A 16,722-nucleotide genomic window follows, 5' to 3' on the forward strand; every position below is an offset into this window, starting at 1 on the left:
TTGTGGAAAGATGACAACTACACGGAGGGCCGGAGCCAGGCGGCCCCATCATAAGCGGGAGGCGTCCAGCGGAAGCGGGCCGCCAGCCCGAGGCCCAGCCGGGCTGGTAGCCACCGCAGCGAAACCGGTAGCTGGCGCAACTCCGGTAGCTCCAGCAGCCGCAATATCCGGCGGGCCCCGGCGGCATCATGGTTCCGGAGGGCGCGGTAAGCTCCGGCCAGCACAAACTGGTGGAAGAAGTTAGCGGCCGCCCGGCGCAGGCGTGGTTCCGGCAAAAGCTGCTGGCCCCGCGCCTTCTGGAAGATGCGTAGCAGCAGCTGCACGTTGCGCTCCTGAAACATGGTGCTCGTGAGGGCTGCTTCATGCACGGTGTAAGCGGCCGTGCAGGTGGGCTCCAGCTGCACTCCGGTGCGGGCAAAAATGCGCAGCCAGAGGTCGGTATCATCGGTGTCCTGTTGGCTGGGGTCAGGGCCGCCGGCTTGCAGGTACGCATCTTTGCTGACCACCAGGGCGGGTACCCGAACCAGGGAAGAATTAGTGAGCAGGGCTTCCACCGCCTGAGCGGGTGCCAGCCAGCGGGAGCGGGCGGGTACCTGGCGCTGCAACTCGTGCCGTTGCGCATTCACAATACTCACCCCGAACAGCACGGCGTGGTGCTGCTCCGGGAGCTGGCGGTGCAATACGTGCAATATAGCCGCCAGGCCCCCGGGCAGCAGATAATCATCATCATGCAGCATGAGAATGTAGCGGCCCCGGGCGCGGCCTACGCAGGCCTGCCAGTTGGTGGAGGCATTGCCACCGGGCGGATTGCGGTAATATTGCCACCGGGCCGTGGGCTGTTCGCTGAGCACATGGGTAGTAACCCGCTCGCTGAAGTCGTTGGCCGTGGAATTGTCGGATACCAGCAACTCTACTTCCGGCGGCAGGATGCCTACCGAGCGCAGGGTCCGGGCCAGTAGTTCGGGCCGATGATACGTAGGGATGCAGATGCTCAGCAGCGGGGGCGCACTCGCATCAGGAAAGGGCGGCGGCGTCCAGCCACGGCGGGCTCGTTCCTGCACCAGCTGCCGACTCACTAATACGTCACGCCAGTTACGCCACAGGTAGCCGACGGCCTTAAGGGAAGCTCGCTCCGCCAGCAGGGAGTAGGCCAGGATGCCCAGCTGGCGGGGCAGGGCCCGCGCTGCCAATCGGGGAATCTGACTGGTGGTGGTGTTTTTCAGCAGCAGCAGCCACTGATTTTTCACGGCATCGGTTTTGATAGCTCCGCTCAGGCGGCGGCGTAGGCGCAGGTTGGCCGGCAGAAACTGGCGCGGATGCAGCGCCCGGCAGGCGGGCTCAAACAGGGTGCGCCACCCGTACAGACGGCCCCGCCAGGCAATATCCCAGTCCTCTTTGTGCGCGAAAAAACGGGAGTCAAAAAATTCGCCCTGCACCCGTAAGTCATTAATGAACCGCCGCCGAAACAGAGGTAGCGCCCCATCGGCCCCATCCACGTAGGCCGCCGTCAGCGGGCCGACTTCGCTCAGGTGCTGGCCGTGCAGCCGCAGGCTGAAGCGGCCATCGGGGAGGGCTGTCATGCCGGCACTATCAATGCGCGGGTCGTCTTCCTGGCTTTGAATCAGGAGGCCGCATACCGTGCCAATCTGCTCATCCTGCCCGATGGCGGCTACGGCACGGGTCAGGTAATTGGGCTCCATTTCCACATCGGGGTTTACCAGCAGCACCAGTTCGGTCGTGGTACGGTCGAGCGAGTAGTTGTGGCCCCCGCAGAAACCCGTGTTGCGAGGCAGCGCGTGCAGCTGCACCCGGGCATCGGTGGCGGCCAGGGCAGCTACCCGGGCACAGGTATCGTCGTGCGAATTGTTGTCGACCACCCAGACCTCGAAATCGGGGTAAGACTGGGCCAGCACGGAGTGCAGGCACGCCTCAATGGAATCGGCACTGTTCCAGGTAACTACGGAAAGCAGAACGGAAGGCATAGGCAGAAGGAAATGACAGGAGATAGGAACAACACTCCGTGCGAAGGAAAAGCTAGGCCGGCAGAGGTTGTGGCTGGCGCTTGATGGCCGTTTTCAGTAAAGTCCGAAGGGCATCCAGGTCCACCAGCAGGTCGTCGCGCTGCGCCCCCGCCCGTGATGTGCTGGCGTTGGGAGTCTCGCACACCAGATAGTGGTGCCCGATGCCCAGGCGGGAAGTGACTTCCAGGTAATCAGCCACCACAAAGCTGGTGGGAAACAACTCAATGAGCTGCGCCCCAACCGGGCTGACTACGATGTTGGCCAGCCCGGCCCCCACCGAGGAAACGATAATGCGGGCCTGGGCAAACAGCGCCGTTTTTTCGTCCTGGGAATACGGTGTCAATACATGGCTTTCAAACCCGAATTCCTGCAATAGGGCTTCTACCGCCGGCTCGTTGAGAATATGACGCCCCGGCGCGTCGCGTCGGCTGATGTAGATATAGGGGCTGAACTGACGGGCTACTACGGGTGCTGGAAGCAGAATGCTGCGCAGGAAGTCGCAGGCCCAGTTGGGAGTATGCGTGAGGTTACCCCGCACGCTGGAGGTTGCCAGCAGAGAGCGGGCGCGCACATGCTGCCGCTCGGTTACATCCAATAGCCGCTCGGGTCCAATGCCCAACGCCCGCATCGTATCCTGCACAAACCGTTTCGATTTGTCATAGACCAGGAAAAAATCCACGGCATCCAGCAGGCCGGCCGCCTGCACTAGGTGCAGGCGGGGCAGCGAGTCAATCAGCCAGTGGTAGTAGTTGCCACTGGCCGCGCCGCCGCCCGAAAGCAGGCTGCACACCGTGCCGGGTACATCCAGCGGCTCCTGAAAATAGAGCTGCTGAAAGATGTTGTTTTCCTGGGGCGGGGTAATGTTCCATTGCTGCCCATTGTACTGAAAAGAGACGTCGCCTACCAGTTTGCCATCGGCGGCTAGTATGGCTACGCTGTTGAAATTGTCGGCGTACACCCGGCCATCCAGCAACTCTACCACAAAGGCCGGCGGCACCTTTTCCTGGCGGTTGGGTTTGCCGTGCAGCCCTTGGTACACGGTAGCGTGCTGGTAGAAATCATCAGGAATAGCCAAGTGAGAAATATAGCCGGGCACTACGCCGAAATAGGCGGCCCCGCTGCCTGGCTGCGCCGCTAGTGTCCGGCTGCTGGCATGCACCCCGGCAGGTCGGTAGTGACTGTGATACGGAACCCACTCGCGGAGTAGCCGGCCCGCTTTGCGCTGGGCCCGCAGAAGAACATCGTGCATAGTAACCGGGGCTGGATTGGTAGAAATCAGGTCATTCAGGCAAATTGGGGTTCGGGGCGCTGGGTGGCCTGCTGCCAGTCGGCCGACTGCAGCACGGCCGTGATGCCCTCGCGCAACCCAATGGAGTGCTGCCAGCCCAGCTTGTGCAGCTTATGCACATCCAGCAGCTTGCGCGGCGTACCGTCGGGCTTGGAGAAGTCGAACAGGATTTCACCCGCGTAGCCCGTGAGTTCGGCCACTAAGTCGGCCAGTTCCTGAATACTAATGTCGCGGCCGGTGCCAATGTTGACGGGTTCGGCCTCGTTATAGTGCAGCAGCAGGTGCAGGCAGGCATCGGCCAGATCATCGACGTGCAGAAACTCGCGGCGCGGCGTGCCGGTGCCCCACACCGGCACCCGGGGCAGGCCTAATGCAACAGCCTCGGAAAACTTGCGTAGCAGGGCCGGCAGCACATGCGAGTTCTGCAGGTCATAGTTGTCGCCGGGGCCGTAGAGGTTGGTGGGCATGGCCGAGATAAAATTGCAGCCGTACTGACTACGGTAGGCTTCGCAGAGCTTGAGGCCGGCAATTTTGGCAATGGCGTAGGGCTCGTTGGTAGGTTCCAGCAGGCCGGTCAGCAGGTATTCCTCCTTGATGGGCTGCGGGGCTAGTTTGGGGTAAATGCAGGAGGAGCCCAGAAACAATAGTTTCTTCACTCCGTGCCGTTGGCTTTCCCGCAGCACGTTGCTCTGAATCATGAGGTTATCGTACAGGAAATCGGCCCGGTACACATTGTTGGCCTGGATGCCGCCCACTTTGGCGGCGGCCAGCAACACGTAATCGGGGTTTTCCAGCGCGAAGAAATCTTCCACGGCGGCCTGGTCGCGCAGGTCCAGCTCCTGAGAGGTGCGGGTAACGAGGTTGTGGTAGCCTGCTGCCTTGAGGCGACGCACCAGGGCCGCGCCCACCATGCCCCGGTGGCCGGCCACGTATAGTTTGGCGTTATGTTCCATGAGGAAAAGTAAGAGTATGTGGGTAGGAGGGTAGGAGGGTAGGAGGGTATGGGGGTAGGGGTATGATAAGGTGTCGGTCAATTACCAGTGCTGACTCCTACCCTCCAACCCTCATACCCACTCACCCTATGCTACTCATCGTGGTACATGATCTGGTGGCCGGCTTCCAGCAGCACGGCGTCGCGGCGGAACAGGCGCAGGTCGGCCTGCACCATGTCCTGCACCAGGGCCGGCAGGTCGTACTGCGGCTCCCAACCCAGCTCGGTTTTGGCCCGCGTGGGGTCGCCGATAAGCAGCTCTACTTCCGTGGGGCGGAAATACGCCTTGTCCACCGCTACCACTTCCTGGCCCACGGCCAGCTGAAAATCGGGGTGGTGGCAAGCCACCACGAAGCCGGTTTCCTGCGCGCCCTGGCCGCTAAAGCCCACCTCAATGCCCAGCTCGGCAAACGCCAGCCGCACAAACTCGCGCACGGTGGTGGTTACGCCGGTGGCCACCACGTAGTCGCGGGGCTGGTCCTGCTGGAGCATGCGCCACATGGCTTCCACGTAGTCCTTGGCGTGGCCCCAGTCGCGCTTGGCGTCCAGGTTACCCAGGTACAGCTTGTCCTGCAGGCCCAGGGCAATGCGGGTGGCGGCGCGGGTGATTTTGCGCGTCACGAAGGTTTCGCCGCGCTGGGGGCTTTCGTGATTGAACAGGATGCCGTTGCAGGCATACATGCCGTAGGCCTCGCGGTAGTTCACCGTAATCCAGAAGCCGTAGAGCTTGGCCACGGCGTAAGGCGAGCGGGGATAGAAGGGCGTGGTTTCGCGCTGGGGCACTTCCTGCACCAACCCGTACAGCTCGGAGGTGCTGGCCTGATAGATGCGCGTTTTGTGGGTGAGACCCAGAATCCGGATGGCTTCCAGCAGGCGCAGCGTGCCGATGCCGTCCACGTCGGCCGTGTACTCGGGCGTATCAAACGACACTTTCACGTGCGACATGGCCCCCAGATTGTAAATCTCGTCGGGCTGTACTTCTTGCACGATGCGGATCAGGTTAGTAGAGTCCGTAAGGTCGCCGTAGTGCAGCTTGAAGCGCACGTTCCGCTCGTGGGGGTCTTGGTACAGATGGTCAATCCGCTCGGTGTTGAACATGGACGAACGGCGCTTGATGCCGTGGACTTCGTAGCCCTTGCTCAAGAGTAATTCGGCGAGGTAGGAGCCATCCTGGCCCGTGATGCCCGTAATGAGTGCGCGCTTCATAGAGGTGAGAATAGAAAGTGAGACAGCAGCATCGGCGCAAACCTGCGCGTAGAACTTTTACGACAAATTATTGTATTATAAATTACATATCCAATACATTTTACTGAAATATTTATTTTTAAACTTGAATAATTGAAATAAGAGCTGCTCATAGCGTTGCTGCCAACGCAAAAAGCCAGACTCCGTCAGGAGTCTGGCTTTTGTTGAGCTTTTTGTTGCTGCTCAGATCTGGCAGCTAACGAACTAGCTTAGGCGAGGGGCCACGCGCTGGCGCGAAGCCGGTGCCAGCGTGGCAACCAGGGCCGGCCGCAGAACTGCCGCTGCCGAAGCATCACCCGAGGCTGGGTTCAGTACGGCCGCCATGGTGGCCGGAGCCGGCTGGAAGGGGTTCAGCGACTGGAAGGCGGTGCTGCCTTTGCTCCATACTTCCACCCCCGAGAGGTTCAGGTCGCCGCCGCTGCCTACCAGCTGAATGGTGCCGTTGGTAACGGTTACCGCGTACGGGCCAATCTTCTTCCAGGAGCCGGCCGTGCCGGTATTGTAGTTGCTCAGGGCCGGCTGACCGTTTACCGTGATGCTCACCGTCTGGGCCGCATTATCTTCCCAGACGTAGGCATATACGTCGTACGAGCCATTCGGGACGCTGGTCATCGTGACGGTCAGGTTGCGGCCGTACACCGAAGAGCGGATCATCTGGGCCCGGGCCGTGGTGGTAGCCGGGTTCAGCGTTACACCCTGGTTGGCGAAGGTAGTGCCATTGGTGGTATAGTTTGCCGCATTGCTGCCCTGCCAGGCGTTACCGTCCAGCGTGGTGGCCGAGCCGTTGAGGTTGATGGCCCGGTAGAACGTGGCCGTTGCAGCCGCATTTACGGTTACGCTAACGGCGGCAGAGGTGGTAGTAGCTCCGGCGTTATCGGTGGCTTTGGCCGCGAGCGAAACGGTGCCGCTGGCAGTGGGCGTCCAGCTCAGCTGGTAGGGGGCCGAGGTGTCTTCGCCCAGCTTGGTGGCGCCGTTGAAGAACTCCACTTTGGCCACCGAGCCATCAGCGTCGGCGGCGGTGGCCGTCAGAGCCAGGGCCGAGTTGACGGTCACGGCGGTGCTGGCGGCGGCCAGGCTCACCGTGGGGGCTTGGTTCTGGGTGGCGGTGTTCGACTTCCAGATTTCAATGCCTGACAGGTTGGGGTGGCCGCCTGAAGTTACCAGCGTGATGTTGCCATCGGTGACGTTGGCCGTGAACGGCCCCAGGCGGCTCCAATTACCGGCCGCGCCGGTGTTATAATTGCTCTGCACCGTCTGGCCTTCTACCACGATGCTGGTGGTTTCCGGCGCGTTATCTTCCCAGATGTAGGCGTACACGCTATACGTGCCGTTGGTCACGTTACTGATGGTAGCGCCCACGGTGCTGCCCCCCACGGCCGAGGTAATCATACCGGCGCGGGTAGCATCGGCTGTTGGGTTCAGAACGGAGGCCGTATTGCTAAAGGCCATACCGGTAATCTGCACGTTGGCAGCGCCGGACGAGGCCTCCCAGGAGCGGCCATCCAGCGTCAGGGCCGGGCCGTTGATGTTGACGGCCCGGAAGAAGGTGGAGTTAGCCGGGCCCGAGAACGTAGGAGCCGGCGCGGTGTTGGCGGCGTTAACGGTTACGCTGACGGCCGCCGAGGTAGTGGCAGCGCCGGCATTATCGGTGGCGCGGGCGGTGAGGGCAACGGTACCGGCGGCAGTGGGCGTCCAGCTCAGCTGATAGGGGGCCGAGGTGTCTTCGCCCAGCTTGGTGGCGCCGTTGAAGAACTCCACTTTGGCCACCGAGCCATCAGCGTCGGCGGCGGTGGCCGTCAGGGCCAGGGCCGAGTTGACGGTCACGGCGGTGCTGGCGGCGGCCAGGCTTACCGTGGGGGCCTGGTTGGCGGCCGTAGTGCCGGCCCGCCAGATTTCAATACCCGACAGATTAGCATCACCACCCGAAGTAGTCAGGGTAATGGTACCATCGGTGACGTTGGCCGTGAACGGCCCCAGGCGGCTCCAGCTGCCGGCCGCGCCACTGTTGTGGTTGCTTTGTACCGTCTGGCCTTCCAGGGTTACGCTGAACGTAGCGGCGTTATTATCTTCCCATACATACGCATACACCAAGTAGGTGCCATTACTCACGCTCACGTTGGCCGACAGCGCGTTGCTGTACACTGATGACCGGATCATGGCCGCGCGGGCAGCGTCGGTAGCGGGGTTCAGGGTAACGCCCTGATTGGCGAACGGCGTACCGTTAGTCTGGAAGCCCGTAGCAGCGCTGCCGGCTTCCCAGCTCTTACCATCAATGGTAGCAGCTTCGCCATTCACGTTGATAGCTCGTACGAAGACGGCGTTGGTGGGGTCAATGGGGGCTGGAGCCGGGGTAGGAGCGGGGGTAGGCGTCGGGGCTGGAGCAGGCGTAGTAGTGCCGCCCGAGTTAGTACCACCCGAGCCCAGCGTAATACCGTTCTGCTGCAGCTTCTGCTGCCACAGCGTCAGCTCATTCTGCTCCGTCTGCAGGGTAATGGGGTTGGGCAGGTGGTTGGTGCCGGTGCAGGTGGCACAGGCTCCCGAGCTCAGGTCGTGGCGGTTAGCGAAGGGCACGTTGTACCCATTCTTCACAAACCCGATGGTATTGTTTACCGTGCGGTTGTTATAGAAAACGTTGCCGGGCTGCTGGTAGGCGTTGAATACCGCAGTAGCCGCGTACGTAGCATTCAGGGGCGTGCCATTCGGCATCAGCGCGCTGGTTACCATGCGGTTATCATGGTAGTAGATGTCGTGGCCGGCGGCAATGTTCATGGCCGCGTTGCAGGTCGAAATGAACTGGTTGTTGTACGCCTCAATGAAGGCGGCCGTAGTAGTCGGCGAAGAGCCATCCCCATCGGTAGTCATGCCCGTACCCGTGAAGGTGTTGCCGTTGGCGGGGTAGGGATAGGCGCCCTGCACGTAGTTATCGTGCACCCGAGCCGGGCTCTGCTGCACGCCACCGGAGTTGTAGAAGTTGATGTTGTCTTCTACTAGGCTGTTGTTGGGCTCATTGACCACCTGGTTCCAGGCAATTTCTATGTTGCCCACGTTGCGCACCTGGTTCAGGCCGCAGAACTGCACGTACTGGCCTCCGCCGTTGCGGTAGCGGCCGTCAATATTCTTGGCCTGGTTGAAGCGTACCGTTAGGGTTTGCGAGGCTGAGCCGTCGCCACCCCACTGGTAAGCGGCAATACCGGACGTATGCTCGAAGTAGTTGTTTTCCACCCGTACTGAGCGGCCGGAGTTGACCTCCAGAAAGCGGCCGTGGCGGCGGTTATCCACGCTCTGCTGCGTGCCGTAGCCTTTGTTGTTGGTAATCACCAGCGTCGAGCCGCCATTTTTGGCGTCAATCAGGTCGCCGGCACCAACCAGGGTGCAGCCGGTAATGGTAACAGGCTGGGTAGTCTGAATGCGGATACATGGGGTGTTCGAGTCAGTGCTGCGAAAGTTGCCCGTGTACGTTCCTCCCTGGGTGATGGTGATAGGAGCCGCGTACGTGATGTTGGTTGGAAACTGACCTTGTGCCTGCATTGAAGAGGGCACCAGATTCAGAAGAGAAAATACTGCCGTCGATAACGACAGGAGGCGAGCACCAGAGCGGTTGCGTTGAGTCATCAGGGAAAAATTTGATCCGAGGCCTTTTTGCATTCTGTGAGCCTTTAAAAGAAAAAAACTATATAGGAATGTTTGTTAAACTACTTCCCAAAAACAATTCGTTCCAAATGGCCGAATGATTTTTATGCTATTGGTGAAACCTGCCTGCGTTGCCTTTCGGTAAAGCGGTTTGCCGGGTCTGAGAAGCAGCATCCGGCACCTGATGCTGCGGGTGGCCACTGTGAAGGCCCTCTGTCCCGACGTATACTCGCTTACCTGAAAAGGTGCTTAAATGCTGTGGCAAACCTGCTTATTCTTCCGCACAATCCCATCTGCAGCCACCAGGGGTTAAGCCTAACCCGCTGAACGTTCGGTTCTCTTTTAGATGCAATCCAAATTCCGCAAACTGGCGTGTATGGACTGTTTCTGAGAAAACCAGCTCAACCTGTAACTTGTTAAAGTGCTAGATTGATACCTGAGGTTCATTGCAAATGTATAAAATAGATTGAATATGTAAGGCTGATTGATGAGAAATGAAATTGTATTATTATTATAAGTAATATACGCTGAAATAAAAAAAAGGCTCGTCACTAGTTGACGAGCCTTTTTTGGGCTTTTGCCCAAGGTCAAAAAATTACACGTATTGGTAGTCAATTAGTTACTGCTGGTTGCTGCGGGTGGCTATGGGTGCTTTCGTTCCTGGGCGTGGCCCTGCCCGAAACCCCCGTGCCAGCAAACTATTCTGCCAATTAGCCAGCTCCCGGGTTTCCTGGGCCCGCGAAACAGGATTGGGCAGGTGTTGTGTGCCGGTGCAGGCCATGCAGGCATTGGTACTCAGGTCGTGACGGTCAGGAAGTGGCGCTTGGCGTCCCCAACTGACGTAGCCAACGGTATTATCGGTTATCCGGTTGGCAAAAAAAACCGTGGTGGGTTTCTTGTAGGCATTGAAAATGGCCATACCGGCGTAGCTGGCCGGCAAATGGCTGCCATCGGGCAGCAGGCTACTCTGTATGATGCGATTATGGTAGTAGTGGTTGTGATGGCCGGCCGCGATATTCATGGCCGCGTTACAAGTGCTTACGATGGAGTTTTCGTACGCTTCGACGTAAGCGGTAGTGGTGAGGGCCGAGGAGGCGTCGCCATCAGTGGTGATGCCGGAGCCGGTAAAATGCGGGGCGGTGGCTGGTACCGGGTAGGCTCCCTGAATGTAGTTGTGATGCACCCGCAACGGGCGGGCGGCCGTACCGGAGGAGTTATGCAGGTTAATGTTATCCTCCACCATGCTTTGGTTGGGCTCATTGATAACCTGATTCCAGCCGATATCGATACCAGCCAGCCCGTGCACCTCATTGAGTTGCAGAAAGCTGACTTTCGCGCCGCTGCCGTTACGGAAGCGGCCGTCGATATTGCGGGCTTGGTTAAAGCGCACCACAATGGTTTGCTGCGGCGTACCATCGCCCTGCCAACGGTACACCAACAGGCCCGCCGTGTGCTCCAGGTAGTTGTTTTCGGCCAGCAGGCTTACGCCGTCGTTGATTTCCAGAAAGCGGCCCCGGGCCCGGTTATCAGTAGCCGGCAGCAGGCCCAGGCCCCGGCAGTTGCGCACCGTGAGGCGGGCCCCGCCGTTGGTGGCGTCAATCAGGCGGCCGGGCCCCCGCAACTCGCAGCCGTCCAGCACCACGGGCTCGGTGGTGGCAATACGGATGCAGGGCTGATCCGGGTCGGTGCTTTCGTAGCGGCCGGAGTAGGTGCCTCCCTGCCGGATAACCAGCACCCCGTTCTGGCCGGAACTCAGCGTACAGCCAGTTCCGCTCAGTAAAATGCCCAGCACACTCAGAAGCTGCAGAAGTGAATAGCCGGGCATGAGCAGGAAGGGAAAAAGCCGTAGCGGCTGGTTAGTGAAGGAAGTAGCCGACCAGCCGGCGGGCATAACCGTTCAGCAGAAAGTAGGGCAGATAAGGCCGGGGACAGTTTTTGAGGCTGAAATGGGTGAAGTTGCGCAGGTTGCCGCCCCCCCGGATGCCGAACAGGTGCTGATAATACCCGCGCAGGCTACGCTGGCGGCGGGTTATTTCCTGGCCGCTTTCCTCGGGGTAGGTGCTGAGGCGGGCGGCATAGTTACAATACACCGGGAAGCCGTGCCGGCGGGCTACGCTGGTATAGTCGAAGTCGGCGAGGTAGTGGGGCAGGCGTTTCTCATCGAACAGGCCGATGGTTTCTAGCACTTGGCGCGGAATCAGCAGGCCCCGGCCCGGTAGGTAGGTAACCGGGTGCAGGCCCCGCCGCTGCTCCGGGGGCAGGGTTTCCAGCAGGTCGCGGCGGGTGTTGGTGCGCCAGTCCAGGGTTTCGCCGCCGTACACGGGCTGGCCGGTGCTGACATCCAGTTCCAGCGCCCCCAGCACGGCCGTGGGGTGTTGGGCGGCTACGGCCTGCATCTGGGCCACAAAGTCGGGGGCCGTCAGCACATCGTTGTTGAGGGTCATGACCTGGGTGGCTCCTTCTGCCAGCGCCCGGCGGATACCCAGGTTCACCCCCGCCGTCCAGAACAGGTTACCGTCGCCTTCTTCCAGGAGTACCTCCGGAAAGTCCTGGCGTAGCATCTGGCCGGTACCGTCGGTAGAGCCATCGTCTACCACCACTACCCGAAACGCCGGGGTAGTCTGCTGCCGCAAGGAATTGAGGCACGCCCGGGTAAAGTCTTTGCGGTTAAAAACCGGGATGACAATGTACAGCATATGAACAAGTAGAAAGTAGACCGGAAGGGGGATGATAGAAACTACGACTGGCCGTCCCAATCAGGCCCGGGCCAGCTGAGGGGAGCCAGCCGCGGCATCCTCGTGTTCAAGGGGCGCTGCCATACGGTGCGCTGCAGGCTGCTGGAGCAAGGGGGTGACCAAGGATTGCAGGCGGGCTGCCCGGGCCGTCCAGGTCTGGGTAAGGGCGAATTCGTAGCCGGCCTGGCCGGCGGCCCGGCGTTCCAGGGGGTGATGGTAGAAGTATGCTACCGCCCGGGCCAGCGCATGGGCAGTAACTACGGGCGTCGTAACCGGCACTTTCAGACCGGCGGCGGCCGGAATAAAGTCGTGGGCACCCTGGTGGTCGAGGGTAATGATGGGCAGGCCGGTGGCCATGGCTTCGAGAAACTGCGAGGCGAACGAGTCGCGCAGGCTACCGAACAGAAAGGCATCGTGGGTGAGAAAGGCCGTGCGTACTTCCGGCCACGAGACGGCCCCGCGCCAGGTCACGCGGCCTTCAAGGCCGTAGCGGGCAATCCAGCCCGGAATCTGTGGGCCGAGCGGGCCGTCCCCGATGATGGTGAGGTGAAAGGGAATCCGCCGGTCTACCCGGCTCAGCGCATCGAGGGCCAGCTGCAAAGCTTTGCGCGGAAACAGCCGGCCCAGCCACAGCAGACGCAGGGTAGGGGAGGCTTCACGCTCCGGAAACACTGCCGGGAAGAAGGACTCCGGTAGACCCGAATCCAGAAACAGCTCTACCCGCCGCGCCCCCAGCCGGCGGGCCAGGTCGGCGGTTTCGGAGTTGGTGGCCAGTACCACGGTGGCGTGGCGGAGCGTCTGGCGCACGTTAGGGTCGAAGGTCATCAGCAGCCAGCCAATAGCGTTACGCAGGGTTTCCGACTTAAACCAATCGGGAATGAAGGCCCGGAAGGCCTCCGGGGCCCGCTGCGCGCCGCCCACCGGCCCAAAGATGAGGGGTTTGCCCAGGCGCCACATCCAGGAGCCCATCTGCAGACTGCCGTAAGTGGCGTGGTGTACGTAGTCGAACTCTACCTCCCGGCTCAGGCGGCGGGCTTCCTTCCAGGCCAGATACTGCCACACCATATAGTGCAGGTACACGCCAAACTGCCAGCGGTGCAGAAACTGCACCCAGGCCGGCACGGCCACAAACAGGAATTGCAGCTGGTTGGGGCCCAGTTCATGACCATGCTCGGCCATAAACGGCTCGATGCCGGAGCGGCCGTCGGGGTTGGTAATGCACCACACGCGGTGGCCGCGCCGGGCAGTCTGCCAGGTCCAGTTGAACCCAAAGCCATCTTCTCCACCATTAACTGGGTTGCAGGCGTAGGCTGAAATCAGAACGTTCATGCGAGTTGGGTATGAGGTCGTGAGGCGGCAGGCAGCGGTAGTGCAGGACGGGCCGGAGTCGGGCGGGCCGGGGCGCGGTGCAGTAGCTGGCGGACGGTGCGGCGGAGCTTAGCGGAAACCCGCCCCCAGAAAAATTCCCGGAACCGCTGCCGGTCCCGGCGCTGGTCGCAGAGTACCTGGGCCGGGTGGCGCAACGGGAAACTCAGCTCCCGGGTCGGCACGTTGGCAAACTCGTCGGTAGCATCCAGCGTGTGGGTGCTGTCGTCGCCAAACCCAATGTTGCCTACCAGATTTACGGCCGGTACCACGCACAGCCCCGAGTTGGCCACAATGGCAAAGTGCCACTGATAGTCCCACACGTCGGGCGGCTCGGGCAAATCCAGCACGCCGGCTATTTTGCTGAGGCGGTAGCGGCTTTCAAGTCCTGAACTGTACAGGCCCCGGAGCTTACCCTGTTCCTGCAGGGGCTGAAACTGATGGAGGTGAAAATCATACAGCTGCCAGGCCCGCCGCCAGGTAGCCCAGCCCCAGCTGTTCACCTGGGTGGAAAAGTAGTACGACTCGGCCTCCACCGGGCGCGCGGCCCGGGCTTCCCGGCTGAAGTTGTTGCCCCCGATGTGCATCACGCGGGTATCGTGGCGGTAGCGGCCGAGCAGGTCCTCGCAAAACCGGAAAAACGAGGGTGCCGGTACGCAGTCATCCTCCAGAATGATGCCTTTCTCTTCCTGCCGGAAAAACCAGTCGATGGCCGAAGCCGGACCCACGCCGCAGTTCAGGTTGGTAGTCCGGAACAGGGTGAATACTTCGCAGGGCCAGTCGATATCGGCCACGATGGCGCGGGCGGCGGCGCAGCGGGCGGGGTCATCGGGGTGCGTGGTACGGGGGCCGTCGGCGGCCAGGTACAGGCGGGGCGGCTGGGCGCGGCGCACGGCTTCGAATACGCGTCGGGTAGTTTCAGGACGGTTGAAAATCAGCAATAGTACTGCCGTTTGCAGAGGAGCAGAAGCATCAGGGGAGGGCGACATACGCGGCAGAAGCTTGAGGTGCAGGGTAAGGAAAGTCAGCAGGGGCGGCAGATTGGGCCGGCCGGATAGCTGGGCGGGCTGTTGTCGGGGCCGTATAAGGCAGGGGAAAAGCGGCGGCCAGCGTGAGGCCCAGCAGGGCATAGAGGTAAGGTGGCCAGTCGTAGGAAAACCCGTAGAGCAGCGTACAGGAGATGAAGCTCACCAACGCCGCCGTAGTGGGGCTGAACGGTACCGGCTGCCGCACGCGGCGCACCAACAGCCCGATGGGCACGGCCACCACCAGCAGCAACCCCAGCAGGCCAAAATAAAACAGCCGGTCGAGGTAGAAGCTGTGGAAGTGGTGGCCGGTCCGGTCGCGCCAGATGGGCGCATCCCCGTCGCCGTAAAACTGAATGGGCAGCTCGAAGCCTTCCAGCCGCATGCCCACCACCGGGTTTTCCTCCACAAACGGCTGGTAGGCTTCAATTTGCTTGAGCCGCCAGCTGCCGGTACCCTGCTTGTCAGCGTTTTCGATGTCCGACACGCTTTCTTCCAGCTTTTTGAGCACCTGTGGGTTATCCAGCACCACGGCTGCACCGCCCAGGCTGCCTACTACCAGAGGCAGCAGTAGAATGGGCAGGAGCCGGTTGGGCGTAAGCTGCATGCCTTCTACCCGGCGAAATGCAATGAGCAGCCCGTTTACCACCAGGGCCAGGGCCGTGGTCAGCCACACGGTGCGGTGTTGCAGAAACACAATCAGGGCCAGAATCACGAAGAACACGCCCAGCCGCAACAGGCCGCCCCGGGTCAGGTACTGATTGAAGTAGTAGAGCGCAGGCAGCAGCAGTAGGAAGGCCGAGGTTACCTGAAATCCCCGTTCATTTTCCAGAAAAGCCGACAGACTCAGAGCTTCCGGATGATAAATGGCCAGGTTCGCGGTAAGCCCCAGCAGCGCCAGGAACATGAGCAGGCTCACGGGTAGCGCATGGCAGCGGTAGTAGGCAAACAGCGCAAAAATGGGCAGCAGGATAGTGAGCTTAGCAAATACGTGCGGGTACACCATGGGCGTGCCCCAGCCGTTGTACGACTCCAGGGCCAGCAGCCCAATGGCGGCTACCGTTGCCGCCAGCCACCGGCGCATTACCGGGCTTAAGTAGCGGAAATACCATACAATGAGCGCCAGCGAAAAGGCCGTCATCAGGTAGCCATACTGACTTAGTACGGGGTCGTCCTCGTCTTTCACCACGAATTCAGTGAAGGCCCGGTCGGTTACTAGTAGCAGCAGCAGGGGCAGAGTATGCAGGAAGCGGAAATTGATTCTCATAGCGCCGGGGCTGGAAGAGGCGCGGTAGCCCGGGTTGAGACAACCGGCGGCCGGTTGTCCTGGCAGGCTTCCTCATACACTTCCCGGGTGCGGCGGGCAGTATATTGCCAGGTAAAATCGAGCAGGCGCAGCTGGCCCAGCCGCACCAGGTCGCGGCGCAGGTGGGCATCCGTCAGCAGGCGGGCGAGTTGCTCGGCCAGGGCGGCGGGCTGGTTGGGCGGGAAGTAAAGGGCAGCTTCGCGGGCAATTTCGGGGAAGCAGGATGCCTCACTCAGCAGCACCGAGCACTGCTGGCCGTAGGCTTCCAGAATGGGCAGGCCAAAGCCTTCATACTCGGAGGGGAACACAAATGCCTGGGCCTGCCGGTAGAGTTGGTTGAGCTGAGCATCCGACACCGGCCCGAACTGGTGGGCTCGGTCGGCCCAGCCGGTGCGGCGCAGCAGCTCCCGCTCCGGGGCCGAGAACGGGCCACCCCCGGCGCAGACCAGGTGCAGGCCCCGGGCCGTGGCCGGCGGTAGCAGAGCCAGGGCTTCTACCAGGCAGCCGAAGTTCTTATACAGCGCCCGGCTGCCCGTAAACAGCACGTAGCGGTCCGGCAGCGCCAGGGCCGGCCCACCCGAGGAATATTCCCGGTCGGCGTAGCCGTGATGTACTACCCGTACCCGTTCGGGAGCCACCGGCAGCAGCCGCAGCACATCGGCCCGGGTGTTTTCCGACACGGTAATGATGCGGCTGGCCCGCTGCACGATGCGCGTGAGCACGGCGGCGTCCCGGTCAGGGTAGTGCTCCGGAAACAGGGCCGGAATCATGTCGTGAATCGTGACCACCAGCGGCTGTTCGGGAGTCAGTAGGTCCAGGAAGTAGTCGTCGTCGGCCAGCGTGGGGTGAAACACGTCGAACGCGCCCCGGCGCAGGGCCTGCCGGGAGGCCCGCTGGTTGAAATACCGAATCACGCGCCAGCGGGCCGGCAGCGAGGAATCGGGCAGAAAGGTGCGGTGCCGGCTGTGCTGGTTGTCGCGCAGGTACAGGTTGTTACTGAGGGCCACGGCCAGTTCCGATTGCCAGTTGGCGTGGCAGAGCAGCTCGTGGTGGTAGCGGGATACGCCTCCGAAGTCCTGGAGGGTAAACGCCTGATGGTCGTAGAGAACACGCATG

At 61.4% G+C, this 16,722-nt stretch carries 11 protein-coding genes; all 11 read right to left on the reverse strand.

What is annotated here, in order from left to right; translation table 11 throughout:
* Window positions 1-17: 17 nt before the first annotated feature.
* The 11 genes from EI293_RS07430 to EI293_RS07480 all read right to left on the reverse strand — a co-directional run bounded on the left by EI293_RS07430 (window position 18) and on the right by EI293_RS07480 (window position 16,721).
* Window positions 18-1,982, reverse strand: a complete 1,965-nt coding sequence (locus tag EI293_RS07430) for a glycosyltransferase family 2 protein (RefSeq protein WP_125436515.1) — start codon at window positions 1,980-1,982, stop codon at window positions 18-20.
* A gap of 52 nt (window positions 1,983-2,034) precedes the next feature.
* Entirely contained in the window at window positions 2,035-3,270 is a 1,236-nt protein-coding gene (locus tag EI293_RS07435; RefSeq protein ID WP_125436516.1) for a glycosyltransferase family 61 protein, read from the reverse strand.
* 35 nt (window positions 3,271-3,305) lie between these two features.
* Entirely contained in the window at window positions 3,306-4,262 is a 957-nt protein-coding gene (locus EI293_RS07440; protein ID WP_125436517.1) for a GDP-L-fucose synthase family protein, read from the reverse strand.
* Window positions 4,263-4,393: 131 nt separating this feature from the next.
* Window positions 4,394-5,506: a GDP-mannose 4,6-dehydratase gene (gmd, locus tag EI293_RS07445; RefSeq protein WP_125436518.1), complete on the reverse strand. Its 1,113-nt coding sequence runs from the start codon at window positions 5,504-5,506 to the stop codon at window positions 4,394-4,396.
* Window positions 5,507-5,749: 243 nt separating this feature from the next.
* Complete coding sequence (locus EI293_RS07450; RefSeq protein WP_148103274.1) at window positions 5,750-9,085, reverse strand: beta strand repeat-containing protein; 3,336 nt, start codon at window positions 9,083-9,085, stop codon at window positions 5,750-5,752.
* Window positions 9,086-9,794: 709 nt separating this feature from the next.
* Window positions 9,795-11,066, reverse strand: a complete 1,272-nt coding sequence (locus EI293_RS07455) for a hypothetical protein (protein WP_125436520.1) — start codon at window positions 11,064-11,066, stop codon at window positions 9,795-9,797.
* Window positions 11,032-11,871 (reverse strand): glycosyltransferase family 2 protein, encoded by an 840-nt coding sequence (locus EI293_RS07460; protein ID WP_125436521.1) that lies wholly within the window; start codon window positions 11,869-11,871, stop codon window positions 11,032-11,034. Before EI293_RS07460 ends, EI293_RS07455 begins: the two co-directional genes overlap by 35 nt.
* A 60-nt stretch (window positions 11,872-11,931) precedes the next feature.
* Window positions 11,932-13,239: a glycosyltransferase family 4 protein gene (locus EI293_RS07465; protein WP_125436522.1), complete on the reverse strand. Its 1,308-nt coding sequence runs from the start codon at window positions 13,237-13,239 to the stop codon at window positions 11,932-11,934.
* Complete coding sequence (locus EI293_RS07470) at window positions 13,236-14,264, reverse strand: nucleotide-diphospho-sugar transferase (RefSeq protein ID WP_211339517.1); 1,029 nt, start codon at window positions 14,262-14,264, stop codon at window positions 13,236-13,238. The genes EI293_RS07465 and EI293_RS07470 overlap by 4 nt, the downstream gene beginning before the upstream one ends.
* Window positions 14,248-15,567: an O-antigen ligase family protein gene (locus EI293_RS07475; protein ID WP_125436523.1), complete on the reverse strand. Its 1,320-nt coding sequence runs from the start codon at window positions 15,565-15,567 to the stop codon at window positions 14,248-14,250. Before EI293_RS07475 ends, EI293_RS07470 begins: the two co-directional genes overlap by 17 nt.
* A complete protein-coding gene (locus EI293_RS07480) occupies window positions 15,564-16,721 on the reverse strand; it encodes a glycosyltransferase family 4 protein (RefSeq protein WP_125436524.1) in 1,158 nt (385 codons plus the stop codon). The genes EI293_RS07475 and EI293_RS07480 overlap by 4 nt, the downstream gene beginning before the upstream one ends.
* Between the last annotated feature and the right edge of the window lies 1 nt (window position 16,722).

It is taken from the genome of Hymenobacter perfusus (assembly GCF_003944765.1).
Lineage (GTDB): Bacteria > Bacteroidota > Bacteroidia > Cytophagales > Hymenobacteraceae > Hymenobacter > Hymenobacter perfusus.

What these genes read in the sequence shown, in the direction of transcription:
- EI293_RS07430 (WP_125436515.1), bottom strand. Translation starts at nt 1,982, where the DNA reads ATGCCTTCCGTTCTGCTTTCCGTAGTTACCTGGAACAGTGCCGATTCC.
- EI293_RS07435 (WP_125436516.1), bottom strand. Translation starts at nt 3,270, where the DNA reads ATGCACGATGTTCTTCTGCGGGCCCAGCGCAAAGCGGGCCGGCTACTC.
- EI293_RS07440 (WP_125436517.1), bottom strand. Translation starts at nt 4,262, where the DNA reads ATGGAACATAACGCCAAACTATACGTGGCCGGCCACCGGGGCATGGTG.
- gmd (WP_125436518.1), bottom strand. Translation starts at nt 5,506, where the DNA reads ATGAAGCGCGCACTCATTACGGGCATCACGGGCCAGGATGGCTCCTAC.
- EI293_RS07455 (WP_125436520.1), bottom strand. Translation starts at nt 11,066, where the DNA reads ATGCCCGCCGGCTGGTCGGCTACTTCCTTCACTAACCAGCCGCTACGG.
- EI293_RS07460 (WP_125436521.1), bottom strand. Translation starts at nt 11,871, where the DNA reads ATGCTGTACATTGTCATCCCGGTTTTTAACCGCAAAGACTTTACCCGG.
- EI293_RS07465 (WP_125436522.1), bottom strand. Translation starts at nt 13,239, where the DNA reads ATGAACGTTCTGATTTCAGCCTACGCCTGCAACCCAGTTAATGGTGGA.
- EI293_RS07470 (WP_211339517.1), bottom strand. Translation starts at nt 14,264, where the DNA reads ATGTCGCCCTCCCCTGATGCTTCTGCTCCTCTGCAAACGGCAGTACTA.
- EI293_RS07475 (WP_125436523.1), bottom strand. Translation starts at nt 15,567, where the DNA reads ATGAGAATCAATTTCCGCTTCCTGCATACTCTGCCCCTGCTGCTGCTA.
- EI293_RS07480 (WP_125436524.1), bottom strand. Translation starts at nt 16,721, where the DNA reads ATGCGTGTTCTCTACGACCATCAGGCGTTTACCCTCCAGGACTTCGGA.